Annotated in this window: 21 protein-coding genes; 12 read left to right on the forward strand and 9 right to left on the reverse strand. The window is 71.3% G+C overall.

The features are described from left to right. Positions 1–17 precede the first annotated feature (17 nt). The 4 genes from OJ997_RS08875 to OJ997_RS08890 all read right to left on the reverse strand — a co-directional run bounded on the left by OJ997_RS08875 (position 18) and on the right by OJ997_RS08890 (position 5,137). Positions 18–1,526, reverse strand: coding sequence for a thrombospondin type 3 repeat-containing protein (locus tag OJ997_RS08875; protein ID WP_270024713.1), 1,509 nt, complete (start codon positions 1,524–1,526; stop codon positions 18–20). After that, entirely contained in the window at positions 1,523–3,043 is a 1,521-nt protein-coding gene (locus tag OJ997_RS08880) for a thrombospondin type 3 repeat-containing protein (RefSeq protein ID WP_270024714.1), read from the reverse strand. The genes OJ997_RS08875 and OJ997_RS08880 overlap by 4 nt, the downstream gene beginning before the upstream one ends. Then, entirely contained in the window at positions 3,040–3,924 is an 885-nt protein-coding gene (locus tag OJ997_RS08885) for a hypothetical protein (protein ID WP_270024715.1), read from the reverse strand. The genes OJ997_RS08880 and OJ997_RS08885 overlap by 4 nt, the downstream gene beginning before the upstream one ends. 100 nt (positions 3,925–4,024) lie before the next feature. Then, entirely contained in the window at positions 4,025–5,137 is a 1,113-nt protein-coding gene (locus OJ997_RS08890) for a UDP-N-acetylmuramate dehydrogenase (RefSeq protein WP_270024716.1), read from the reverse strand. Here OJ997_RS08890 and OJ997_RS08895 point away from each other — a divergent pair. The 9 genes from OJ997_RS08895 to OJ997_RS08935 all read left to right on the forward strand — a co-directional run bounded on the left by OJ997_RS08895 (position 5,046) and on the right by OJ997_RS08935 (position 18,455). Continuing rightward, the gene (locus OJ997_RS08895; protein ID WP_270024717.1) at positions 5,046–5,939 is read left to right on the forward strand and encodes a 2-phospho-L-lactate transferase CofD family protein; all 894 of its coding nucleotides are present in this window, start codon (positions 5,046–5,048) and stop codon (positions 5,937–5,939) included. The two genes, OJ997_RS08890 and OJ997_RS08895, sit on opposite strands and share 92 nt — an antisense overlap. Positions 5,940–5,946: 7 nt before the next feature. Continuing rightward, entirely contained in the window at positions 5,947–6,588 is a 642-nt protein-coding gene (cofC, locus tag OJ997_RS08900) for a 2-phospho-L-lactate guanylyltransferase (RefSeq protein WP_270024718.1), read from the forward strand. After that, positions 6,585–7,316: a coenzyme F420-0:L-glutamate ligase gene (gene cofE / locus OJ997_RS08905; RefSeq protein WP_270024719.1), complete on the forward strand. Its 732-nt coding sequence runs from the start codon at positions 6,585–6,587 to the stop codon at positions 7,314–7,316. The genes cofC and cofE overlap by 4 nt, the downstream gene beginning before the upstream one ends. Positions 7,317–7,436: 120 nt before the next feature. Further along, positions 7,437–9,095 (forward strand): S8 family serine peptidase, encoded by a 1,659-nt coding sequence (locus tag OJ997_RS08910; protein ID WP_270024720.1) that lies wholly within the window; start codon positions 7,437–7,439, stop codon positions 9,093–9,095. Between the two features lie 132 nt (positions 9,096–9,227). Next, on the forward strand, positions 9,228–11,738 hold the full coding sequence (locus OJ997_RS37465; RefSeq protein WP_270024721.1) for a putative bifunctional diguanylate cyclase/phosphodiesterase: 2,511 nt from the start codon (positions 9,228–9,230) through the stop codon (positions 11,736–11,738). 57 nt (positions 11,739–11,795) lie between these two features. Continuing rightward, positions 11,796–12,746 carry a sugar phosphate isomerase/epimerase family protein gene (locus OJ997_RS08920; protein WP_270024722.1) on the forward strand — a complete coding sequence of 317 codons (951 nt, stop codon included), beginning with the start codon at positions 11,796–11,798 and terminating at the stop codon, positions 12,744–12,746. A 126-nt stretch (positions 12,747–12,872) separates the two neighbouring features. After that, entirely contained in the window at positions 12,873–13,484 is a 612-nt protein-coding gene (locus OJ997_RS08925) for a recombinase family protein (protein ID WP_270024723.1), read from the forward strand. 388 nt (positions 13,485–13,872) lie between these two features. After that, complete coding sequence (locus tag OJ997_RS37470; protein WP_270024724.1) at positions 13,873–15,066, forward strand: methyl-accepting chemotaxis protein; 1,194 nt, start codon at positions 13,873–13,875, stop codon at positions 15,064–15,066. Between the two features lie 77 nt (positions 15,067–15,143). After that, a complete protein-coding gene (locus OJ997_RS08935) occupies positions 15,144–18,455 on the forward strand; it encodes a carboxypeptidase-like regulatory domain-containing protein (RefSeq protein WP_270024725.1) in 3,312 nt (1,103 codons plus the stop codon). A gap of 39 nt (positions 18,456–18,494) precedes the next feature. Here the strand turns inward: OJ997_RS08935 and OJ997_RS08940 are convergent, their stop codons facing one another. From OJ997_RS08940 to OJ997_RS08955, 4 genes are all read right to left on the reverse strand, one after another. Then, the gene (locus OJ997_RS08940) at positions 18,495–19,427 is read right to left on the reverse strand and encodes a response regulator transcription factor (protein ID WP_270024726.1); all 933 of its coding nucleotides are present in this window, start codon (positions 19,425–19,427) and stop codon (positions 18,495–18,497) included. A gap of 18 nt (positions 19,428–19,445) precedes the next feature. Beyond that, positions 19,446–19,769: a winged helix-turn-helix transcriptional regulator gene (locus OJ997_RS08945; RefSeq protein WP_270024727.1), complete on the reverse strand. Its 324-nt coding sequence runs from the start codon at positions 19,767–19,769 to the stop codon at positions 19,446–19,448. 95 nt (positions 19,770–19,864) lie between these two features. Then, positions 19,865–20,425, reverse strand: a complete 561-nt coding sequence (locus OJ997_RS08950) for an RNA polymerase sigma factor (protein ID WP_270024728.1) — start codon at positions 20,423–20,425, stop codon at positions 19,865–19,867. Positions 20,426–20,488: 63 nt separating this feature from the next. After that, the gene (locus tag OJ997_RS08955) at positions 20,489–22,150 is read right to left on the reverse strand and encodes an alkaline phosphatase D family protein (RefSeq protein ID WP_270024729.1); all 1,662 of its coding nucleotides are present in this window, start codon (positions 22,148–22,150) and stop codon (positions 20,489–20,491) included. Positions 22,151–22,170: 20 nt separating this feature from the next. On the opposite strand from OJ997_RS08955, the gene OJ997_RS08960 reads away from it, so the two are divergent. Continuing rightward, a complete protein-coding gene (locus OJ997_RS08960) occupies positions 22,171–22,722 on the forward strand; it encodes a hypothetical protein (RefSeq protein WP_270024730.1) in 552 nt (183 codons plus the stop codon). On the opposite strand, the gene OJ997_RS08965 is transcribed toward OJ997_RS08960, so the two are convergent. Continuing rightward, positions 22,716–23,075 (reverse strand): hypothetical protein, encoded by a 360-nt coding sequence (locus OJ997_RS08965; RefSeq protein WP_270024731.1) that lies wholly within the window; start codon positions 23,073–23,075, stop codon positions 22,716–22,718. The genes OJ997_RS08960 and OJ997_RS08965 overlap by 7 nt on opposite strands. Positions 23,076–23,096: 21 nt before the next feature. Between OJ997_RS08965 and OJ997_RS08970 the strand changes: the two genes are divergently transcribed. Together OJ997_RS08970 and ygfZ are read left to right on the forward strand one after the other, a co-directional pair. Next, entirely contained in the window at positions 23,097–23,279 is a 183-nt protein-coding gene (locus OJ997_RS08970; protein WP_270024732.1) for a hypothetical protein, read from the forward strand. Between the two features lie 10 nt (positions 23,280–23,289). Continuing rightward, positions 23,290–24,168 carry a CAF17-like 4Fe-4S cluster assembly/insertion protein YgfZ gene (ygfZ, locus tag OJ997_RS08975; RefSeq protein WP_270024733.1) on the forward strand — a complete coding sequence of 293 codons (879 nt, stop codon included), beginning with the start codon at positions 23,290–23,292 and terminating at the stop codon, positions 24,166–24,168. Positions 24,169–24,196: the final 28 nt, after the last annotated feature.

Genomic DNA, 24,196 nt, shown 5'->3' on the forward strand with positions numbered 1-24,196 from the left:
CCGCCGTTCGCCGGCGCTCAGCGAACGGCCGTCGGAGAGCGCTTCCCCTTCCGCGCGGCGAACAACTTCGCCTTGACCAAGTACGCCCTCCCGGCCTTCACCTTCACCGGCTGCTTGCGACCCTTCACGGCCAGCGACACCGTCCCTCGCCCCACCTCGGTCAGCGTCCCGTCACACCGATCCGTCGTGTTGAACGTGGCGGACCGAGCCGTCCCCACACTCGCCGCGCCCAACGCTCGGTAGTAGCCCTTGACGACCATCGAGATCGACCGCACGACCGTTCCCTTCGCCGGGTTCCCCACGCACCGCGACTCCGCGCCCGGGGGCGTGAGCAGCGCGACGTCGGTCGCGATCGCGGCGGCCTTGGCCTTCGCGCGCTGCTGCTTGATGCGGAAGATCGCGGCCTTCATCTGCGCCGACTGCTGCTTGGCGCGGCGGTCGTTGGCCGCGAAGCTGTTCGCCGCCGACTCGATCTTGACCGTGCCCTTGCGGGTGTCGACCTCGGAGCCGAGCGGGATCTCGGCGGAGCCCTTGAGCGGGATGAACGTGCCCGTCTGGAAGGGCGCTCGGAGGCCGCTGAAGCCGAGCGCGGTGCGGGTCGGGAGCTTGACGAACACTTCACCGGCCACGACCTGGACGACGCTGGTCTCCCCCGGCTTGGGCGGCACGTTGCCGGGTGGCAGCACGTCGCAGACGTTGCCGACGCCGTCGGCGTCACCGTCGGCCTGGTCGCTGTTGGCGACGTCCGGGCAGTTGTCGGTGGCGTCGGGCACGCCGTCGCCGTCGCGGTCGATCACCGGCGGGGGCGGCGGAGCATCGACGACGAAGTCCGCTCGCGCCGGGGAGCGGTTGTCCGCGGCGCCGTACACGTCGACCGCGAACACGGCCAGCGAGTGCGCACCCGGCGCGAGCCCGGCGAACGAGGACGGGTTCTTGCAGGGCGCGAACTCGCCCTTGTCGATCGCGCACATGTAGGACGCGTTCTCGACGGTCGACGCGAACGTGACGGTCGAGCCGGAGACGGACGCGATCGAGGTGTCCGGCTGGCGCACGGTCGAAAACGCGATGTCGTCGATGTCGAGCTCGTAGACCTCGCTGCCGGTGGCGGGGTTGCCGTAGACCGTCGAGATCGTCGGCTTGCCGTCGAAGTCCGCGAGCACGACGGGCACCCAACCGGTGGTCGGCCCCTTGATCGTCTGCTCCGGGATCGCGCACGCGCTCTCCATCGGGCAGGCGCCGAAGGTCACGGCGTTGCCCGCGGGCAGGCGGACGAAGAACTCGACGATGGCCTGCGGCGCCTGGAACTGGATGTATGGATAGCCGCACTTCACCGGCATGAACGCGCCGCCGTCCCAGCCGCCGGCGGCCACGCCGGTGCCGCCGCACTCGCTGGAGACGGACGCCCCGCCCTCCTCGAAGAAGCCGCTCTGGCCGCCCTTGAACTTGATGACGTACGGCGACTGCGCAGCCGCGGGCGCGGCGAACACGCCGAGCAGCGCCACGACCAGCACGACGACGCGGCTCATCGCGCCGACCGCGCCGCGAACAGCTGTGCCTTCACCAGGTAGGACCGCCCCGCCGGCACGCGCACGGTCCGCTTGGTCTCACGGTCGTACACCGCGACGCGGCCCTTGCCGACGTCGGTCCGGGTGCCGTCGCAGCGGTCACGGGTGGCCCAGGTGGCGTCCGGGGCGGTGGTGATCGCGGCGCCGCCGATCACGCGGAAGAAGCCCTTCTCGGTCGTCGCGGTGAGGCTGCGCACGGTGTTGCGGGAGCGGCCCTTGATCGGGCCGGAGCGACTGGAACGGGCACAGGCCGCCTCGGCGCCCGGCGCCGACTGCAGGACGAGGTCGGTGGAGACCGACGCGCTCGTGCCGCGCTTGGCGCGCTGCTGGCGGATCTGGAAGATGCCGGCCGAGAGCTTCGCGCTGCGCTCGGCCCCGCGGCCGTTGAGCTCGGACGCCATCGCGACCGTGCCCTTGCGGGTGTCGACGGTCGAGCCGACCGGCACCGACGCCTGGCCCTTGAGCGGCACGAAGCCGTCGCCGGCCTGCTTGAAGGACCGCGAGGACGACGGCAGCTTCACGTACACCTCGCCGGAGACCACGTCGAGGTTCACGCGCTCGCCCGCGACCGGGTCGAGCGTCCCGGGCTGGCCCACCTCGCAGGCGTCGCCGACGCCGTCCGAGTCCCCGTCCGCCTGACCGGCGTTCGCCGCGGAGACGCAGTTGTCCCGCGCATCCGGCACGCCGTCGCCGTCACCGTCGGGAGCCACCGGCGCGGGTTGGGGCAACGGCGGCGCCGCCACGGTCCAGTCGTACGTCGCGGGCGTCGCGTCGACGCGTCCGTACGGATCACGCATGGCGACCGTGAACGTGTGATCGCCGACCGGCAACCCGCCCGCGACGAACGGCGCCCGGCACGGCGACGACGCGCCGTCCAGCGTGCACACGAACCCCGTGTCGGGTTGGTTGCCGACGAACACGAACCGCGAGCCGTCGAACGACAGGATCTCCGTGTCCGGCTGCTCGACGTCGCTGTAGGCGATGTCGTCGACCCGGAAGACGCACCCGCACGAGATGGTCACCGAGCGGATGTCCGCGCCGGTCAGCACGACCGCACGGCCGAACGCTCCCGTCCCGAAGAACGTCTCCTCGTCGACGACGACGTCCCCCGACCGCGCCGTGACCTCGAGGCTCGACTCCGACGACGTGTCCATCGAGAGCCAGAACGCGACGCTCGTCTGCGGGCGGCTGAACGCGACGTCGAGGTCGGCGAAGAACACCGTCAGGCCCTGCTCGCTCGCGTGCCCCGACCCGATGCCCGCGCACGCCAGCGGCTCGGGCGCGGCGAACGACGCCGCCCCCGACGTGCAGTCCAGCGACGTCGTCATGGTCACGCCCGGGTAGAACGCGCCGTCGACGGCCTCGGCCTCGGGGTCCAACGCCTCGAAGTCGAGCACCGTCGGCGGCGGAGCCAGCGCCGCCTGCGCCGGCGCGGCGAAGGCCAGCGCGGCGAGGACGGCGAGGACTACGAGCCTCACTTGCAGGACTCGAGCTTGCTCGCCGTCCCGACCTGGATGCAGCGCGTCTGCCGCGCCCCGAGCCCGCTCGACTTGACCGGCCACTTGAAGTAGCTGCCGGTCGCGCCGAACTGGTAGTCGCCCCGGCCGGTGCGGCCCAACGTCACGCGCAGCTCGATGTTCGACCCCGCCCGCACGGTCTTGCCCGCGAGCTTGGTCAGCACGAGCCGGCCGGTCTTCTTGGCCGTCACGACTTGGGAGCCGCAGCCCTTGCACTTGACGACGACGCGGGCGCCCTTGGGCACGCGCTCGATCGCCAGGCGCGAGATCTCGATGCCGCCGCCCGCCGGCGTCCAGCTCAGGCTCGGCGCGACCTTCAGCTCGGGCGCACAGCCACCGAAGCGCTCCACGCCGGGCACGTCCGGGCACTTGTCGAGCTCGTCCAGGACCCCGTCGTCGTCCTTGTCGAAGAACACGTCGGCCTTGAACGCGATCGCCCCGCCGACGGCACCGACGCCGCCGACCTGGATCGTGTAGTTGCGCTTGCCGGCGAGCACGAGCCGGAGCGGCTCCGCGGCGGTCGTGCAGTCGACCATGCGCGTGATCTGCGAGGCGTCGTTCCACTCGTAGACGGCGACGGCCACCGGGAAGGCGGCGGTCGCGCTCAGCTCGACACCGCCGGAGAACTTCGGCGGCAGGTCGTACCAGACGGTCTTGCCGAAGATCGTGCCCTTGCACGCCGTGTTCTCGGTCGTGCCCCCGCCGAGCGGCAGGCCGTCACGGCTCGGGTTGAACAGATCGGGCTGCGTCGTGGCCTCGGTGGTGTCCACCGTGGTGGTGAACTCGGCCCGGTCGATCGGGCTGGAGGCGAGATACGGGTCGTTCGGCGGCGGTGCGGCCACGGCCGGAGCAGCGAAAGCCGCGAGGGACAACGCGGCGGCGAGGAAAGACGGGGCGATGCGCATCGCCCCGCACTCGAACACACTCAGCCGCTGAGGTCAATCACTCCCAGGAGTGACCGACAAGCACCGGTTCCGGGTGCAATGCGACGCCGAACCGCTTCTGCACGCCGTTGGCGATCTCCCGCGCCAAGTCCATCAGCTCTGCCGTGGTCGCCTCGCCACGGTTGATCAAGGCCAACGTGTGCTTGCTGGAGATGCCCGCACGTCCGTCTCCGTACCCCTTCGGGAACCCGGCCCGGTCGATCAGCCACGCCGCGGACGTCTTGATCCGGCCGTCGGGCTCCGGCCAGCCCGGCGGATCGCCCGGGATCCGCGCCCACTCCTCGTGGCTGAGGATCGGGTTGGTGAAGAACGAGCCGGCGCTGACCGAGTCCGGGTCGCCCTCGTCGACGACCATGCCCTTGCCGCGCCGGAGCCCCAGCACCGCCTCGCGCACGTCGGCCAGCGGCGCCCGCCCGCCGACCGGCACGCCCAGCGTCCGGCACAGCTCCGCGTAGGTCAGCGGGCCCGACTCTTCGCTCTCGGGCAGCCGGAACGCGACCGCGAGCACGGTCCAGCGCGTCCGGTACTTGAAGACGCTGCGCCGGTAGTCGAACTCGCACTCGGCCGCGCTCATGGTCCGCACCGCGTCGCGCTCGCGGTCGTACACGCGCACCCAGGCGATGGTCCCGGACACGTCCTGCCCGTAGGCGCCGACGTTCTGGATCGGCGTCGCGCCGGTCGAGCCCGGGATGCCGGAGAGGCACTCGACGCCCTGGCGCCCCGCGGCGACGGCCTGCGCGACGAAGGCGTCCCACGGCTCACCGGCCTGCACGATCATCAGCCCGTTCTCATCCTGCACGCCGCTCGTGCGCACGAGCACGACCGTGCCCGGAAGGTCGGCGTCGGCGACGACGACGTTCGAGCCGCCGGCGAGCACGAGCGTCGGGTCCTCGCGCACGGCGGCGACGAGCTCCGGCTCGGTTTCGACGGTGACGACCCGCTCGGCGGAGCCGCCCAGGCGCAGCGTGGTGAGGGCGGCGAGCCGCATGCGCCGCCTCAGGCTATAAGGTGCTCCGCCAGTGGCACCTGTCGTCCTCCTGGCTGGGGGTACCGGAGGCGCGAAGCTGGCCCGTGGCCTGCTGGACGAGCTCGGGCCCGAACTGGTCGTCATCGCCAACACCGGCGACGACGTCGAGATCTACGGCGCGCACGTCAGCCCCGACCCCGATCTCATCACGTTCTGGCTTGCGGACCAGATCGACGAGCGTGGCTGGGGCCTCGCCGAAGACACGTTCCACGCGATGGACCAGCTGCGCGCCCTCGGCGAGGAGATCTGGTTCAACCTCGGCGACCGCGACCTCGCGATCGGCCTGCACCGCGCGCAGCGACTCGCGGCCGGTGGCCGGCTCACGCACGCGATCGACGAGCTGCGGCGCGCGTTCGACGTGCCCGCCCGCGTGCTCGTGCCGACGGACGCGCCGCTGCGCACGTTCATCCGCAGCAGCGGCTCCTGGCACGCGTTCCAGGAGTTCATGATCCGCGTCAAGGGCCCGCTCGAGGACGTCGAGTACCGGGTCGAGCAGACGCCGGAGCCGACGGCCGAGGCGCTGGAGGCGATCCGCGAGGCGAGCGCGATCATCGTCGGGCCCTCCAACCCCGTGCTCTCGATCGACCCGATCCTCGCCGTGCTCGGCGACGCGATCCGCGAGGCGTCCGCGCCGGTCGTCGCGGTCTCCCCGCTCGTGCGCGGCGCCGTGCTCAAGGGCCCGACCGCCGACTGCCTCACCTGGGCCGGCCAGACGCTGGACTCGGACGGCATCGCCGACCACTACGGCGACCTCATCGCCGGCCTCGTGGCCGACGAGCGGACGGACCTCGTCGCCACGCTCGAGACGGACGTGGAGCTGAGCGACGCCGAGTCGCGCCGCCGCGTCGCGAGCGAAGTTCTGGAGTTCGCCGCCGCGCTAGCGTGACGGCCCGATGCGGACCGTCGCCCTCCTCCCCGTCAAGTCCTTCGGCATGGCCAAGCAGCGCCTGGGCCACGCCTTCCCTGACCGTCCCGCGCTCGCGGCCGCGATGGTCGCCGACGTGCTCGAAGCGCTCGCCGCGGTGCCGTCGCTGGACGGCGTGATCGTCGTGACCGCCGAGCCGATCGCCGCCGACATCGCAGGCAGGATGGCGGCGCGCGTCGTGCACGACCCCGAGGAGTCCGGCCAGTCGGACGCCGCCGCGCGCGGCATCGCCGCCGCCCTCGAGGACGGAGCGCAGCGCGTCCTGCTCGTCCCCGGCGACTGCCCCGCGCTCGACCCCGAAGAGGTGGAGGCGCTGCTCGCCCGCACCGCGCCGGTCGTGATCGTCCCCGACCGCCACGGCACGGGCACCAACGCGCTCCTGCTCAGCCCGCCCGACGTGATGACGCCCGCGTTCGGCGAGGGCTCGTTCGAGCGCCACTCGCGGCTCGCGCGCACCGCCGGCACCGAGCCGGAGGTCGCGGACGTGCGGACGCTCGGCCTCGACGTCGACACGCCGGACGACTTCGCCGCGCTCAAGCGCGCGCTGGCGACCTTCCCGGGCGGCGCCGTCCGCACCCGCGCGCTCCTCGACGAAGCCGTCGCAGCTTGATCGAGCTCCTCGCGCTGCCGGGCCTCCCCGAGGTGCGCCCCGGCGACGACCTCGCGCAGCTGATCATCGCCACCGGCACCGAGCTCACCAGCGCCGACACGCTCGTCGTCGCCCACAAGGTCGTCTCGAAGGCCGAGGGCCGGCTCGTCGACCTCGCCGACGTCACGCCTGGCCCCCGTGCCCGCCAGCTCGCCGCCGACCACGGCAAGGACCCGCGCCACGTCGAGGTGGTCCTGAGTGAAGCCGCGCAGCTCGTCCGCGCCGACGGCGGCCGGCTCATCTGCCGCACCCGCCACGGCTTCGTGTGCGCGAACGCGGGCGTCGACCAGTCCAACGCGGCCGAGCCGGACCAGCTCATCCTGCTCCCGATCGACCCCGACGCATCCGCCCGCGCGCTGCGCGCCGCGCTCCCGGGCCACCCCGCGGTCGTGATCACCGACTCCTTCGGGCGCGCCTGGCGCACGGGTCAGTGCGAAGTCGCGATCGGCGTCGCCGGCCTCAAGCCGCTCGAGGACTGGCGCGGCCTGCCCGACACGGCCGGCCGTGAGCTGCACGCGACCGTGATCGCGATCGCCGACGAGGCGGCCGCGGCGGCGGACCTGGTCCGAGGCAAGGACTCCCGCGAGCCCGCCGTCCGTGTTCGTGGCCTACAGAGACACATCACGACGGACGACGGACCCGGGGTTGCTCCACTCGTGCGCAAGTTAGAAGACGACCTGTTCCGCTGATCAAGGGACATGGGGTCTCCCCCTGTCGAACAGGCGTCCAGTCGCCCCTTGCCGAACGTTTACTTGCCGATGTAGGGGGCAAGCAGTTCCCCAATCAAGGCACACGGAGGTGCCCTGACAGTGTCGAAATTCACTTCAAGCCGCGCGCGCCGGAGCGCCGTAGCGGCTCTAGTAGCTGTAGCGGTACCCCTGACCGCGGCGACCGCCGCCAATGCCGCGCCGAATGCCGCCGCGCGCCTCGCCTCCACGGCGAAGAAGTCCCCGAACCAGTCGGTCACGGCGATCGTCCAGTTCAAGGTGTCCGAGGCCAAGGCGAAGCAGATCGTCAAGGCGCACAAGGGCAAGATCACGGACAAGCTTCCCGCCGTCCAGGGCTACGCCGTCAAGCTCCCGGCCAAGCAGGCCAAGGCGCTCAAGAGCGTCAAGGGCGTCCTGAACGTCACGCTCAACAGCAAGGTCAAGACGACCAGCTTCTCCCCGGAGCTGCTCGCCACCAACTTCCCGAAGACGACCGGCGCCGACCAGGCGTGGGCGCAGGGCATCACCGGCAAGGGCGTCGGTGTCGCCGTCATCGACTCCGGCATCAACGGCGACATCTCGGACTTCACGAACGCCGACGGCTCCTCGCGCGTCACGAACGTGATCTCGAACCCGGGCGCCACGACCGCGGGTGACCCCGTCGGCCACGGCACGCACGTCGCCGGCATCGTCGGCGGCAACTCGTCCTTCCGCACGGACGGCCTCGCGGGCAAGTACACCGGCATCGCGCCGGAAGCCGACCTGATCGCGATCAAGACGTCCGACGACGTCGGCGAGTCCACCGTCGTGGACGTCATCAACGCGCTGCAGTTCGTCGTCGACCACAAGGACGAGCTCAACATCAAGGTCGTGAACCTGTCGGTGTCCTCGGACACGCCGGGCTCCTACCTGACCGACCCGCTCAACGCGGCCGTCGAGTTCACCTGGCACGCCGGCATCGTCGTCGTGTCCGCCGCCGGCAACCGCGGCGACGCGGCCGACGCCGTCCAGTACGCGCCGGGCAACGACCCGTACGTGATCTCCGTCGGCGCGACCGACGAGACCGAGACGGCCAACCCCGCCGACGACACGCTCGCGTCCTTCTCGAGCCGCGGCGTCACGCTCGACGGCTTCAACAAGCCGGACGTCGTCGCCCCGGGCGCGAAGATCGTCGCCCCGCTCGCCGCGGGCTCCGCGTTCTCCACGCTCGCCCCCGCGACCAGCATCTTCGAGGGTGGCCAGTACATCCGCATCGGTGGCACCTCGATGGCCGCCCCGGTCGTCGCCGGCGCCGCCGCCCTGATCCTCCAGGCCCGCCCGGACCTGAACCCGGACCAGGTCAAGCAGCTCCTGACCACCAACGTCAACGCGACCGCCAACGCCGGCGGCGAGCTGAGCATCCCGGCCGCGCTCGCCGCGCAGCCGACCGCCAAGGGCGCCAACCAGGGCCTGACGCCGAACACCTCCGTCGCCAACGCGCTGGCGCTGTCCGGCATCGACCCGACCCGCGCCACCTGGACGAAGGCCACGTGGACGAAGGCGACCTGGACCAAGGCGACCTGGACCCGCGCGACCTGGACCAAGGCCACGTGGACCGCCGGCGCGACCGGCACGACCGCCCCGTGGGCCCGCGCCACCTGGACCTGCGCCGCGTGCGAGAGCGCCGGCGACGGGATCGACCAGACCAAGTCCACCTGGAGCAAGTCGACGTGGAGCAAGTCCACGTGGTCCCGCAGCACGTGGTCGAGCGTCGAATGGTGAGCCTCGACGAACGCGCCACCTGGGGCGGTAAGTGAACCCCCCGGCGTAGAGATGACACCGCGAGCGGCCAAACAGGGCCGCTCGCGGCGCTTAACGGCTCAAAACGGCACGTTCGCGGCCGATCAAGGGGACGTGGGTATCCGTGCCATCCGCAAGATCGAGCCGATCTGGGGCCTCATCGCCGTTCTCTCGACGATCTCGGTCGTGCTCTACTTCGCGTTCGTCCGGGACTTCCACGCGATGCAGACGCCCGAGATCGCGTGGTACGTCATCGCGGTGCTCGTGCTGCTCACCGAGCGCTTCCCGGTCGAGCTCGAGTTCCGCCGCAGCTCGCACTCGTTCTCGCTGACCGACATCCCGCTCACGGTCGCGCTCGTCTTCACGACCGGCTCGCACGCCTTCTGGGCGATCGTCGGCGGCTCGCTGGTCGCGCTGCTGCTGCGCCGCCTGCCGCTGATCAAGTTCTGCTTCAACGTCGCCCAGATCGCGCTCGTGGCGAACGTGATGCTCGTCCTGGTGCACCTCGCGTCCGGGATCGACGACGACTTCGGCCCGCTCGCGTGGGCCGCCGTCCTCGCCGCCACGCAGCTCGGCGGCGTGCTCACGATCGCGCAGATCCTCGCCGCGATCGTCCTCACCGAGGGCAGCGTCTCGCGCGAGCAGGTGCGCCAGATGTTCGGCATGGACTTCTTCGTGACGCTCACCGGCACGACGATGGCGCTCGTCTCCTCGATCCTCTGGATCGAGCGCCCGGAGGCCGCGCCGCTGCTGCTGCTCCCGATCCTCGTCGCCTTCATGGGCTACCGCGCCTACGTGCACGAGCGCCAGGGCCACGAGAAGGTCAAGTTCCTCTACGAGGCCAACCGCACGCTGTCGGAGTCGCCCGAGGTCGCGATCGCGCTCGAGGGGCTGCTCGAGCGCGCGCTCGGCGCCTTCCGGGCCGAGCAGGCCGAGGTCATCCTCTTCGCCGGCGACGGCGGCGCGCCGCTGCGCACCGGCCTCGGCCCGGGCAGCGCCCGCGAGGCGATGGCGCCGATGGACCACGCCGCCGCGGTCGCCCTGCGCGACCTGGCTGAGCAGAACGACGTCGCGCTCGCGCTCGCCGAGCCGTACCCGGCCACGATCGCCGCCTACCTCGCCGACCGCGGGGTCCGCCACGGCATGCTCGGCGTGCTCCGCGGCGAGGACCGCGTGATCGGCACGCTCATGCTGGCCAACCGCTACGGGCTCTCCCGCGGCTTCACCGGCGGCGACCGCGCGCTGTTCGAGACGCTGGCCGCGAACGCGTCCGCCGCGCTCCAGTTCGACCGCCTCGAGCAGGCCGTGACCGAGCTGCGCGACCTGCAGGACCAGCTCACCCACCAGGCGCACCACGACCCGCTGACCGGGCTCGCGAACCGCACGCTGTTCTCCCAGCGCGTGCGCGAGGCGCTCGAAAAGGGCGGCGCGGACAAGGTCGCCGTGATGTTCATCGACCTCGACGACTTCAAGGGCGTCAACGACACGCTCGGCCACGCGATCGGCGACGAGCTGCTGCGCGGCGTCGCCTCCCGGCTCGTGCGCTCCGTCCGCAAGGAGGACGTCGTCGCGCGCCTCGGCGGCGACGAGTTCGCCGTGCTCGTGCAGCGCGACCAGGACGTCGAGCTGGGTGCCGCGGAGCTCGCCGAGCGCACGCTCGAGGCGTTCCTCGCGCCCGTCCAGGCCGGCGACAAGCCGCTCAACGTGTCGCTCTCGATCGGCATCGCCGCCTCCCAGCACAACCGCACCGCGACCGACGAGCTGCTGCGCGACGCCGACGTGGCCATGTACGAGGCCAAGGAGGGCGGCAAGCGCCGCCACGCGGTGTTCACCCCCGCGATGCGCGACTCGATCGTCCGCCGCCATGGTCTCAAGGAGGAGCTGGCCCGCGCGATCGAGCAGCGCGAGCTGATGGTCCAGTACCAGCCGATCGTGGACATCGAGACCGGCAAGACGGTCTCGGTCGAGGCGCTCGTGCGCTGGAACCACGCCTCGCGCGGCCGCATCCCGCCGGTCGAGTTCATCCCGCTCGCCGAGGACACGGGCCTGATCGTGCCGCTCGGCCGCTATGTGCTCGAGGAGGCCGTCCAGTCGGTCGTCGAGCGCTCGGACACGCTGCTGGTGCAGGTCAACCTGAGCGCGATCGAGCTCGAGCACCCCGACCTGATCCCGACGATCCAGGACGTGCTGCGGCGCAGCGGCATCGCCCCGGAGCGGCTCGTCCTGGAAGTGACCGAGACCCTGCTCGTCAAGGACGCCGAGCGCGGCGCCGAGACCCTGCAGCAGCTGCGTGACCTCGGCGTCCAGCTCGCGCTCGACGACTTCGGCACGGGCTACAGCTCCCTCTCCTACCTGCGCAACCTGCCGCTCGACACGCTGAAGATCGCGCGCGAGTTCGTCGAGGGCCTGGCCTTCAGCGACCACGACGCGGCGTTCGTGCGCCTGATCGTCGGCCTCGCCAAGACGGTCGGCCTGAAGGTCGTGGCCGAGGGCATCGAGACCCGCGCCCAGCTCGACATGCTGCGCGAGATCGGCTGCGACCTCGGCCAGGGCTACTACTTCGCCGCGCCAATGGACGTTGACGCGGACTGGCACGCCGCTCCGGCGTCCGCCGCACTGGTGTAGCTTCCGGTTCGTCGGAGCTGGTCGGGAGAGCCGGCTCCAGCCAGAGAGGAGCAGTTCATGTCCGATGAACAGCGCGGGCTCGGCCGGCGCGACTTCCTGCTCGGAGCGGCCGGCGCCGCCGCGGTGCCGATGGGACTGGGCGCGCTCGGCGTACCGGGAGCCGTCGCGAAGGGCGGTGGTGACCACGGTCACGGCGGAGGCGGCAGCATCCCCCGCGAGCAGATCAGCATCCAGCTCTACACGGTCCGTGACCAGCTGGCCGCCGACCTGGACGGGACGTTGCGGGCGCTCGCCCGGATCGGGTACCGGACGGTCGAGCACGCGGGCTTCCACGGGCGCACCGCGGCCGAGTTCAAGGCGGCGCTGCGGCGGGCGGGGATCAAGGCGACGTCCGGCCACCAGTCGGTCCCGTGGCCGTTCGACGCCGCCGCCTGGCGCACGCAGCTGCAGGACGCGGTGACGGTCGGCCAGCGCTACATCGTCACGCCCGTCAGCCCGGCCACGTTCGGCCCGGGCGGTGGCACCTCGCTGCTGACGACCGCCGCGGACTGGAAGGCCTACGCCGCCGCGCTCAACCAGGCCGGGTACATGGCGCGCCAGTACGGGCTGCGGTTCGGCTTCCACAACCACAACTGGGAGTTCGGGGCGCTGCAGGACGACACGCCGCTCGTGGGCTTCGACTTCCTGATCTCGGACACCGACCCGCGGCTCGTGCACTTCGAGCTCGACCTGTACTGGGCGTGGTACGCGCACCGCGACCCGGTGCAGCTGATCGCGATGCTCGGCGACCGCGTCAAGCAGTTCCACGTCAAGGACATGAAGTTCAACCCGGGCCACGTCGCCACGTTCACCGACCCGGGGACCGGCGTGATCGACTTCGCGCGCATCTTCCGGGCGGCCGGCGACCCGCGCGAGCACGAGTACATCGTCGAGCGCGACGACGCGCTCGCCGTGGCGCTCAACACCGCCCAGGTCGGCTTCTCGTACCTGAGCCGGATCCGCTTCTAAATCCTGTGTCAGCTGTCTGACATTGGATGTCGCCCACCAGCGGGCGTTGCGTACGGCTCATTGATCCGTCGCGGCGCCGCTGGTAGGCGTTGCGTTGCTGGAGACGGAATGGTGGGAGTGGCAGTGATGGCAGGCAGTGCGGCTCGGCAAGGGCAGGGACGTGCGCTCGGCTACGTGTGCGCGACGGGGGCCGGCGACGATCAGCTCGCGCGGGAGCGGGTGGCGATCAAACGCTGCTGCTCCGAGCACGGGCTCGACCTGGCCCAGGTCGTCCACGACGTGGACCTCGAGGGCCGCGATCAGCGGCCGTCGCTCGTGTGGGCGCTCGAGCAGCTCGCCGAGCATCGCGCCGACGTGCTCGTGCTCGTCCGGCTGCACGACCTGTCCGCGAACGCCGCGAACCTGCGGCCGCTGCTGACGTGGTTCAACGACGAGCACCGGCGGCTGATCGCGCTGGACCTGGCCCTCGACACGGCCACCGAGGGCGGCCAGCTCGTGGCGCTGGCCAACGCGCGGGTCCACGACCGCGGCCGCACGTCGGTCGCGGACATCCCGGAGCTCCAGGACCGGATCGCGCGGATGCGCGAGCGCGGGATGACGCTCCAAGCGATCGCGGACACGCTCAACGACGACGGCGTGCCGACACTCCGCGGAGGCGCCCTGTGGCGGCCGTCGAGCGTCCAGCGCGCGACGGGCTACCGGCGGCCGTCCGGCGCGCGCGGCATCAAGCTCAACTGACAGCTCCGCGGGGCGCCGGACCATCGCGGGGGTACCGGGGGTCCGGCGCCGGCAAGGAAACTCGCGGAGCGCGCGAGCCGGATCGCTCCCCAGTAATCCGGTCGATGCGCGGTGCGCGCCATTGCCCCTCGGCGCGCGGTCTCTGGTGCACTTCTGGCATTGCCGGGAGCGCCGGCGATTACACCCACGACGTGGCGACAACCGAAGAACGCTGACGAGATCCTGCGTTTACGCGGATCCGGGCGGCTCACACGCGGGCATCGGCCGGCGTTCAGACCATGACTGGGCGGATGAGCCAAATCGGACATTCCCGGCTCAAAGCTCCCGAGATGAGCAGTTCTTGATCGGTCGACTTAACCAGGAGCGCCGTCGCGCCGAAATGAAGGATGTGTCCCCCTTTCGTCGCACTCCCTCCGCCACCCCGGTCGCCACGCCAGACGCGGCCGCGGAAGAGCTGCGCGCCCGCCTGCGCAGCATGCACGACCACTGCCTGACCAACCTTCTCGCGGGCCTGGACGCGATGAACCAGGGGGACTTGACCGTGCGCGTCGATCCGGCGACCAAGCCGATCACGACGCGCTCGGACAACCCTGAGACGCAAGAGCTGGTCGACCTGTTCAACTCGATGCTGGACAAGGCGCAGGCCGCGCTGGTCGGCTACAACAGCGTCCGCGAGACGATGCGCTCCGCGCTCGGCGACCAGTCGTGCCTCGACGGCCTGCAGGACCGCCTCAACAGCCTCTCCGAGCACTGCCTCACCGGCCTCGGCGACGGCCTCGGCGCGATGGCGCAGGGCGACCTGACCGTGGCCGTGTACCCGGCGACGACCCCGCTCGAGACCGCTCGCGGCCAGAACCTGGGCTCGCTCGGCGAGACCTTCAACGTCATGCTCGGCCAGGCCCAGGGCGGCCTCGAGCTCTACAACCAGACCCGCGAGGGCGTCGCCCAGATCATCTGCGGCATCAGCGAGACCGCCGAGCGCGTCTCCGGCGCCTCGCAGGAGATGTCCGCGACCACGATGGAGACCGGCTCCGCGATCGAGGACATCGCGCGCCTCTCCTCGACCGTCGCCGAGGGCGCCGAGCGTCAGATCAAGAGCATCGCCGACGCCGAGGCCATCAACCGCGAAGCCGTCGAGCTCGCCGCCCGCGCCGCCCACCTCGCCGACCAGGGCGTGTCGCTGACGACCCAGATCGCCGCGATCGCCGACCAGACCAACCTGCTGGCCCTCAACGCCGCCATCGAAGCCGCCCGTGCGGGCGAAAGTGGCCGCGGCTTCGCCGTCGTCGCCGACGAGGTCCGCAAGCTCGCCGAGTCCTCCAACGGCACGGTGCGCGAAACCGAAGCCGCCTTCCACGGCCTGTCCCAGAGCATCACGAGCGTCTCCACCTGCATCAACCGCATGGCCGACGCCACCAGCGAAGTCGGCCAGATCGCCCGCGACGCCGGCTCCGCCACCGCGGACGTCTCCGCCGCGACCCAGCAGTCCTCGGCCGCCACGCAGCAGATCGCCGCGTCCAGCTCCGACCTCGCCGAGATGGCGACCTCGCTCGCCGGACTGGTCGAGAACTTCCGCCGCTGAGCGTCTACGCGGTTCCCGCGTAGAGGGAACGTCGAGGGTCTACCCGGACCGAAACCGGGACATAGGGTTGCGGACCGATGCGTCGACTTTGGTTCGCGACCCTTCTCGCGTTTGCGCTGCTCGTCCCCTCGGCCAAGGCGTACGAGGTCGATCTGCCCATCACGAAGATGGTGCTGACCTACAGCGACGCGGACGAGTGCCGGTTCGCGGTGGTGTTCCGCTTCTCGCCGATTCAGGGCGCAATCGGCTACCGGGGCAAGTTCCAGTACTCCGGCGGGCTCACGATCACCCCGTCCGGCAGTTCGGCCTCCACGTTCTCGGACCACATCACCGTGGGAGACGCGGTGTGGGACGCGCCCGCCGGCACGCACCAGTTCAACGGGACGGTCGGCGGCGGCGGGCACCCGCCTGAGGGCTGTGGCGATCCCACGTCGTTCTACATGAGCGCCTGGCAGGTGCTTGAAGCCAAGGCGATCTTCCCCGACCCGGTCATCACCAGCACGGTCAAGCTCGCGGACGGGACACCCGCGGCGGGCGTGCAGGTCAGGCTGACCGGGCCGAGCGTGCAGAACCGCTACACGGACTCGGCCGGCAAGGTCACGTTCCCGAACCTGCCGGCCGGCGACTACACGGTCACCGGCCCCGGCGGCTTCTGCGTGGCCGGCGCGAGCGGATGCGCGACCAGCCGGGCGGTGACGCTCTACCGCAGCGACATGACGGTCGACTTCGTCGAGCGCTCCCCGCACATCGTCGGTCAGGTGCTGTCGGCGTCCGGCGGCGCGCCAATGCCCGACGTGCCGGTCCAGGTCAGCGGCACGAGCACGGACGGCGACGCGCTGAGCTGGAGCACCCGGACCGGCTCCGCTGGCCGCTACGACGTGCCGGTCCGAGCGGGCGAGTGGGACGTCACGTTCCCGCACTACGCCTGCGTGCGCGACGTCTCGCCATGTACCCGCACCAAGCACCAGCGGGCGCGAGCGTCCGACAGCGAGCTGACCGTGGACGCGGTGGCGACGGCGGCCGACCTGGAGACGATCGTCGAGGCGCCGGACACCCGGATCGACCTCATCGCCGGCGAGGAGAAGGTCGTTCCGGTCAAGGTCACCGTGCGCAACCGCGGGACGATCACGGCGACGACGGTGCGCGTGCTCGAGGGCCTGCAGATCGGGACGAAGGAGACGCCGCTGTACCCGCTCATCCCGGTCAAGGCCGACGGCCCGCCGGCACGGACGCAGCTCGGCGCGATCCCGCCCGGCGGCGAGCAGTCGACCACGATCCCGGTGCGCGTGAGCGGCGACGGCGAGTACGAGCTCGACGCGATGGCCGAGGCCATGCTCGACGACGGCCGCTCGCTCGCGCTTCCCGGCCGGGGCACGATCAAGATCACCGGGCGGTTCGTCGCCGCCGAGTACACGCGCGGCTTCGTCCCGACCACCGGCAAGGGCGGGCTCGTCGCCGGCGGCGACCACTGGCGGGTGGACGTCAAGGTCGCCAACCGCTCGTACGCGCGACGCGTCGTGCTCGACCCGATCGACGTCGCCCTACGCGGGAACGCGCTCGACGGGCACGTCCAGCTCTCGGACGCCGCCGTCCCCGCGATCGAGGCGATGGACGCCGCGTCCGGCTCCACCTACGTGCAGCTCGAGCCGCGGGAGACCAAGACCCTGTCGGTGATCGTGCGCACCATGCGCAGCGACGCATGGGTGGACAGCGCGCCGGGCGCGGTCAGCGGCACGCAGTCGCGCGCGGTCCTGAAGGACCCGACGGGCCGGCTGCTCAACCGCGACGACTCCGACGGCGCGGCGCTGACCACGGACGATCTCGCGGTCAGCGGCGACCGGGAGTACCGCGTCGGCGTCGACGACTCCGCGCCCGAGCCGCCGCCGTTCGCGTACCCGATCGCGTACGGCGCGTTCAGCGTCGGGGCGCTCCAGGGCCTCTACAACTTCACCGCGGGCACGCTGCGCGGGATCTTCTACGAGCTGCCGGTGCTGGCCTGGAAGGTCGCCAAGCAGGCGCCGAGCATGGCCTGGGCCTACCTGCGCTTCCAGGCCGAGCTGTGGAACGCGCTGCGCGGCGACCCGGCCGCCCAGCAGGAGCTCCTCGCGACCATCCACCTCCAGGCGCAGCGCGCGTTCGACGCCGCCCCGGCGCTCAAGGCCCGCGCGGGCGAGCTGCTCAAGAACGTCAACGCGGCGGTGCTTGCGCACTACGAGCGGCTGTGGAAGAGCTGGTACGCCGGCGACTACGGCGCGGCGCTGCAGGAGTTCACGGCCGAGAGCACCGAGCTCGGCCTGGCCGTCGCGCCGGGCGTGCTCGCCCGCTTCGCCAAGGGCCGCGCGCTGATGGAGGGCGCCAACGCGAAGCTCACCGCCGCCGTCACGAAGGCGCTGAACGGCTGCTGCACCAAAGTCATCTCCTACGCGAAGTCGCTCGCGTTGCTCAAGAGTGAGGTCAAGCCGGGGTTCCAGCTCACCAACGCGCACCTGCGCCGGATGTACGGCTACACGAGCGAGCAGGTCGCGTTCCTGAAGCGCTACGCGAAGACCAACAAGCTGCTGATCGTCGCCCGTGACCGTGCGGCCGAGTCCGTGGACTGGTTGACCAAGCGCGGCGCGGTGCTCAAGCACGAGGCGATCAAGCTCAAGACCGTCAGCCACACCGACGTCGAGTTCCTCGGCTACCGCAAGGCCGACATCGGCCGGATCGTGATCAAGACCAGGCCACCGACCGCGAAGTTCGTCCGCGCCCGGCTGAAGGCCGCGGGGATCGAGGCGGGCACGCCCGACCACCAGGCGGTCCTCGAGCGCTACGCCGCGCGGATCAAGGAGTACCGCAAGGGCGAGGGCGCCGAGGGCTACGTGAAGTGGCTGCGCAAGAAGGCCGGCGGCGTCTCCACGCGCGGCAGGGAGATCCGCCTGAAGTGGAACCTGTGGGACAACGCGATGGACCCGACGGTCGGCCGCAACGACTGGACGCTCTACCGGATGCGGCTCTCCTCCGAGGCCAAGGGCGAGTTCCAGGTCGTCGAGTTCGCCTACAAGGGCAAGTGGCGCTCGGTCACCGGCGACATGGACCTGCTCCAGATCACCCACGCCGACGGGCGCCCGCTGACCGACCCCGAGCGCCTGAAGGTCTACAAGGACTTCGCGAGCTCGGTCGTCGGCCTCATGCACCCCGAGACCGCCACGTGGGTCAACAAGGGCAGCTTCAGCTTCGCCGCCAAGGTCAACGAGTTCACCCGCTCGGCCACGCCGCCCGTCCAGTTCGCGCCCGACGGCGAGGCCCGCGCCGTGCGCTTCATCGAGGCGGGCTCGACCTTCACGTCAAAGTCCAACTACCGCGTCCGCTGGGACGGAGGCTACGAGCTGCGCGCGCCGGCCGGTTAGATAAAGCCCCAGGGCCTTTAGGTTATCCTTAGGCTCACGTTAGGTTCCGACCGCGGCCCAGGCGGTCTTCGCCGCCTCAGAGCGCGTCGTGACGCCGAGCTTCGCGTAGACCGACTGCAGGTGCTTGGCGACGGTGCGCGGCGCGATGCCCATGGCGTCCGCCGCGTCCGGGCCCGTGCGGCCGAGCGCGATCCAGCGCAGCGCCTCCGCCTCCCTCGCCGTCAGGCCGAGCGTCCGCAGCCGCTCGACGGTGAGCCCGCCGTCCTGGGCGTCCAGCAGCACGACGTCCAGGTCGCCCGGCGTGGGTCCGCGCAGCACGCGCCGGCCGTCCGGCGCGGAGGCCGCCACCGCCGCGCGCGCCCGCTCACTCCCGTGGACGATCTCCCCCTCGCGCGTGACGGCCACCGCGAGCCGGCCGACGCTCTCCAGCCCGCGTTCGAACGCCGCCAGCACCCGCTCGCGCTCGGTCACCGCCTGCGCGGCGCGGTAGGCCTGGATCAGGTGCGGCCGGGCGCGGGCGAGCAGCTCGACGTCCTCGTCGGAGAAGTCGCGCTCGTCCCGGCTCAGCGCCACGCCGATCACCGTCGGCGCCGCCGCCGGCAACCCAAACGCGACCTGCGACTCGATCCCGAGCGGCCCGTAGAAGCGCTGGTAGAGCTCGGTCGAGTGGAAGGCGTCGGCGTTCAGGTGGTCCGAGATGCGCCGCGGCCGCCCGTCACGTGTGCGCTGCATGTGCACCAGCACCGGGTGCTGGTCGGCGAGCGCCGCCCACCGGCTCGGCGCCTCCGGCGGCAGCTCCGGCTCCGAGAACGCGTGGACGCCGTCCGGCGCCACCTCGTTGTAGGACGCGAACCGCGACGGCACCGCGTGCTGGAGCGCGTTCAGCAGGCCGGACCGGAACGCCTCGAGGTCCCCGAGGCCGTTGACGTCCCCGAGCAGGCTGAGCAGCCGGTCCAACGTAGAAGCGCGCATAGGCGCGCCATATTTTGGCTAAGCGGCTCGTACCCGCGCGGCAGCACGCGCGTCGAAGCGGTCACGCGCCTCTTCGACGCGTTTGCCGTGCGTGAGCGACCAGGAGCCGAGCGCTTTGAGCGGCGGCGCCATGGTCGCACCGAGCGACGACAGCGCGTACTCGACGCGCGGCGGCACCTCGGCGTGCACGCGGCGGATGAGCAGGCCGTCGCGCTCCATCGCGCGCAGGGTCTGGGTCAGGACCTTCTCCGAGATCGGCGCGAGGTCTTCCAGCAGCTCGTGGTAGCGGCGGGTGCCGTCGCCCAGCGCGAGCAGGACGTCGACGGACCACTTGGAGCTCAAGAGGCCGATCGAGTCCCGTATGAGCCGTGCCGAGCGCGTTCGCTCGGTGACTCGGCGGGCGCGGGTATGGTCGCCCGGGGGCGATGCGGTCGTGGTCATGCCTGTGCTCCCCTCAGCTTGAGTCCCAGCGCCCTCAATGCGCGGGACACGCGCAGCCGCGCGGCGTTCTGGGTGCAGCCCAGAGCGCCCGCGACCTCCTCATAGTCCAGCTGCTGTACGACGCGAAGCTCCAGCGCCCGCTGCTGCTCGGCCGGCAGCGCACGGACCGCCATGCGCAACAGCGGGGCCAGCGACGAAGCGACCATCCGCTCGTCGACGGCCTCGTAGTCCTCGCACTCGGCCCACGCCGTCGGCATGCCCATCCGCTCGCGAGCGGCGCTCTCGATGCGGTTGTGCTTGTGGTACTGCCGCAGCAGGTTGCGCGCGATCCCGAACAGCCACGGCGCCCCCGAGCCGTCGGCCATGTCGCGAAAGCGCCGACTGGAGTTCCAGGCCTGGGCGAACGTCTCCGCCGTGAGATCCAGCGCGGCGGAGTCTGACCCGGTCTGGCGGGAGAACCACGAGTGCACCCACGCCGCGTACCGGTCGTAGAACTCCCGGAAGGCGGCCGGATCCTGTCTCGCAGCGGCGAGCAGATCGGCATCGGTTCTGGTCACGTGGTGCGTAGCGGCTCCCAGCGGTTCGCTACCTGATCATGACCCCTGCACGAAGTGTGTGTCTTAAGTCCTCGCGAAGACGCGGTTGGGTTCGATCGAGCGCTCGAACACGCGCTCCATGATGGGGTCGCCGGTTCCATCCTCCGGCGGGAGCGCCTTGACCAGCACGAACTTGGCGCGTGGACCGTCGAACTCGAGCCACGCGACCTGGTTGTTGAACCACGGCTTGTCGTGCGCAAGGCGCCAGCGGACCTCGGGGTCCTTCACGCCCGCGGCCTTGGCGAACAGCCGCGTGAAGCGCCCAGCGGCCTTCGTCCAGGCGCCGAGGATGACCCGCCGCTCGTTGGCGTCGAGCGGGTTGCGGAACGGCGAGCAGACCGCTTGCCATACCGCGGATTGCACACCACTGCCCGGCGGGAACCCGATCTCGGCCAGGTACGCGTGGTGCACGTCGCCGCTGAGCACGGTGATCGTGGTCGGCGGCTCGCCGTGCTCGCCCGCCCCGACCGCGCGCAGGTGGTCGATCACGGCGTGGAACGAGGTCTGGAACGCGGGCCAGTGCTCCAGGTCGAGCTCCTGGCGCAGCTTCTCGGCCAGCTTCTTGACGAGCTTGCCCCAGCCGCCGTCGGCCGTGACCTCGTTCCAGGCCTCGAGCCAGTGCATCGCCGGGCCCATGATCAGCGGCAGCGAGGTGCCGATCATCAGGTGCTCGTGGTCGCCGGTCGCGTGCTCGGTGATCCAGTCCCACTCGTCGGCGTCGACCATCGAGCGGTGACCGGGGTCCAGCACCCGGCCGGCCCGCGAATCCACCATCACGAGCCGCGCCGGCCCGATGTCGCGGCAGAAGCTCCAGCGCGTGCCCTCGACCTCCGCGTCGGCGCGGCGGGCGTACTCGCGCAGCCGCTCCGTGGGCTCGTCCCCGTGCTGGAGGTCCTGGTAGAGCTGGTACTCGGCGCGGTCGTCGTAGGAGAGGTTGCCGAGGTGCTGGTAGACGAGGTAGCTCTCGAACGCGGCGACGATCCGGCGCCGCCACCAGCCCTTCTGGCGCATCTCGGCCAGCCACTCCACCGATGTGTTCCAGTCGTCGTGGACGTCGTGGTCGTCGAAGATCATCGCGCTGGAGACGGTGCTCAGCAGCCAGCGGATGACGGGCTCGCCCCACGAGGCCGTGTAGAGGTCCACGTAGTCGTCGTAGGTCTCGACGTGCTCGCCGTCGAGCTTCTCCTCGACCTCGGGGTGCACCTCGTCGGCGTAGACCTGGTCGCCGAGCAGGACCAGCGCGTGCGGCCACTCCTCGGGCGGCTGGTGCATCAGCTCGAGCGCCAGGCCGCGCAGCGCGTCGACCTCACGGCCGCTCTCGTCCTCGTCCTTGCGCAGCGTGTACGGCGGCTCGTGCGGCGCGGCCACCCGGCAGGAGCCGAACACGACCTTGACCTTGTCCTGCGGCGTCTGCGTGCGGATGACGCTTGGCGGGAACTCGGTGTCGGGCTCGGGCCAGACGACCCGGCCGTCCAGCGCGACCTCGTACGGCGTCGTGCTGCCGGGCTCGAGCCCGGTCACGTGCACGAGCGCGTAGTGGTGGCCTTCGACGGTGAACGTCTGCTCGGAGCTGGGCTCGACGCCCTCCGGGCGTACCTCGACGCGGCATGGCCCGTCGGTCTGAACCCAGATCGTGGCCTCGTCCTGTGTCGTGTGCCGCAGGAGCGGGCCTAAATGCAGATTCATGGATTCGCCACCATACCCGGGTGACGCGCGCCCTCATCCCACTTCTCGCTCTCATCCTGGCCGGCTGCGGAAGCACCCAGAGCGCCAGCCAGTTCGGCGAGGTCCCGATCGTCTTGCCGGAGCGTCTCAGCGCCGACGACGCGGGGGTCTACTTCGCCACCTACCGCACCTACGACGAGGGCGAAGGGGTCGAGCTCCTCGTGTCAAGGGAAGGTGACGCGGACTTCCGGATCACGGACAGGCCGCCGTCCGGCTGCATCACCGTGCTGGCGATCGTGCCGCCCGACAGGCTCGTGCTGTGCGTGGACGAGGTGATCCTGCAGGACGACCGCGCGAAGGTGCTCGCGGTCGCCCGCGCCCTGCAGCGGGGCTACACGCAGGCGCAGAAGGAGCCCGAGGAGGCGCTGAGCGCGATCACCGCCGAGGTGCCGGACGCAGACCGGGACGCGCTGGCGGCGGAGCTGGACGAGGCTGCGCCGGTGTGGACCGCCGGGCAGCCGTACTTCGGGGCGATCGAGCGCGGCCCCGGCCGCGATTCCTCAGTGGCGCGGGACGCCGCCGAGGATCACTGAGAGCGAATCCGGCGGAACTCTTGCCGCACGGACTCGGGCCGGCCCCACATCTGGGTGACCTCGACGCGGCCGGCGCGCGACTCGCGCAGGATGAGCTCGCCGGCGATCCCGCGGTTGTCGAGCAGGCGCAGCGTGCCGCGGACGACCTCCGGAGCGGCCGCGTGGCCGAAGTGGTGCGCCACGATCAGGTGGAAGTGCCAGTCGTGGTTGGAGTACGGCTGGGCGTTGCACGTCACGAGCAGCGTGGCGGCATCGACGTAGTGGTCCTCGTCGACGCGCAGGTCGAGCTCGAGGTCGGTCCAGTCCGACGGCAGAGCGTCGAGGATCTCTTGGAAGTCGTCGACAAGCGGCATGATCTGGGAGAGAGCGTACCGATGGCGTCTGCACCACTCCCCCACGACCTCGACGGGCTGCTCGCGCTGCTCGAGCGGCTGGATGGCTCCGAGGAGGCGGCGGTCGTCCGGAGCGCGCTCGCGGCGGGCTATGCGCGCGACCGCGTGCTCGAGGAGCTCGAGCGCGAGGTGCGCCGGCGGCTGGCCCGCCTCGAGGAGCGCTAACGTTTCGTCAGTGACCACCTTCGTCGTCGATCGATCCGAGCGCGGCAAGCTCGCGCTGACGGGCGCCGAGGCCAAGGACTTCCTGCATGGCCAGGTGACCAACGACATCGTCGCGCTCGAGCCCGGGCACGGCGCGTACGCCGCCTTTCTCACCAACAAGGGCAAGATGCTCGGCGACCTGCGGGTCTTCGACCTCGGGGACGAGTTGCTGATCGACTGCGAGCGGGTCGCGCTGCAGGCGCTGTTCAACCTGCTGCACCGCACGCAGCTCGGACGCGACGTGGAGCTGCACAAGCGGACGCTGCAGATGGCGCTGCTGTCCGTGATCGGCCCGGAAGCGCCCGTGCTGACCGGCCCGGACGAGCACGACAACGCGCGCGTGGAGCTCGGCGGCAAGACCGTGGTCGCGGTGAAGACGGACCTGGGCGTCGACCTGTTCTGCTGGGCCGAGGACCGCGAAGCGGTGCGCGCGGCGCTGCCCTTCCCCGACGGCGACGAGACGCAGGCCGAGGTGGTCCGCGTGGAGACCGGGCGCCCGCGCTACGGCGTGGACCTCGACGACTCCGTCATCCCGCAGGAGGCCGGTTTGAACGAGCGGGCCGTGTCGTTCACCAAGGGCTGTTACGTCGGCCAGGAGACGGTCGCGCGGCTCTACTACCGGGGCAAGCCGAACCGGCGCCTGCTGGGCGTCAAGCTCGACGAGCCGGCGCCTTCCGGGAGCGAGTTGCGACTCGGCGAGAAGGTTGTCGGCAAGCTCGGCTCGGTGGTCGTCTCCCCCGAGCACGGGCCGATCGGGCTCGCGCTGGTGCGGCGCGAGGCGAACCCGGGCGACACGGTGCAGCTCGACGAAGCGTCGGCGCTCATCGTCGACATCCCGTTCGCGCGGTAACTTGTAGCAATCCGCACCCGATGAAGGG

Source organism: Solirubrobacter phytolaccae (genome assembly GCF_027587195.1).
In the GTDB taxonomy this organism is placed as follows: domain Bacteria; phylum Actinomycetota; class Thermoleophilia; order Solirubrobacterales; family Solirubrobacteraceae; genus Solirubrobacter; species Solirubrobacter phytolaccae.

Excerpts from the sequence above, each read along its gene's own strand:
- OJ997_RS08965 (WP_270024731.1), bottom strand. The coding sequence starts at position 23,075 with ATGCCGCTTGTCGACGACTTCCAAGAGATCCTCGACGCTCTGCCGTCG.
- OJ997_RS08890 (WP_270024716.1), bottom strand. The coding sequence starts at position 5,137 with ATGACGACCAGTTCGGGCCCGAGCTCGTCCAGCAGGCCACGGGCCAGC.
- OJ997_RS08925 (WP_270024723.1), top strand. The coding sequence starts at position 12,873 with ATGGCAGGCAGTGCGGCTCGGCAAGGGCAGGGACGTGCGCTCGGCTAC.
- OJ997_RS08935 (WP_270024725.1), top strand. The coding sequence starts at position 15,144 with ATGCGTCGACTTTGGTTCGCGACCCTTCTCGCGTTTGCGCTGCTCGTC.
- OJ997_RS08940 (WP_270024726.1), bottom strand. The coding sequence starts at position 19,427 with ATGCGCGCTTCTACGTTGGACCGGCTGCTCAGCCTGCTCGGGGACGTC.
- OJ997_RS08875 (WP_270024713.1), bottom strand. The coding sequence starts at position 1,526 with ATGAGCCGCGTCGTCGTGCTGGTCGTGGCGCTGCTCGGCGTGTTCGCC.
- OJ997_RS08970 (WP_270024732.1), top strand. The coding sequence starts at position 23,097 with ATGGCGTCTGCACCACTCCCCCACGACCTCGACGGGCTGCTCGCGCTG.
- cofC (WP_270024718.1), top strand. The coding sequence starts at position 5,947 with ATGCGGACCGTCGCCCTCCTCCCCGTCAAGTCCTTCGGCATGGCCAAG.
- OJ997_RS08955 (WP_270024729.1), bottom strand. The coding sequence starts at position 22,150 with ATGAATCTGCATTTAGGCCCGCTCCTGCGGCACACGACACAGGACGAG.
- OJ997_RS08920 (WP_270024722.1), top strand. The coding sequence starts at position 11,796 with ATGTCCGATGAACAGCGCGGGCTCGGCCGGCGCGACTTCCTGCTCGGA.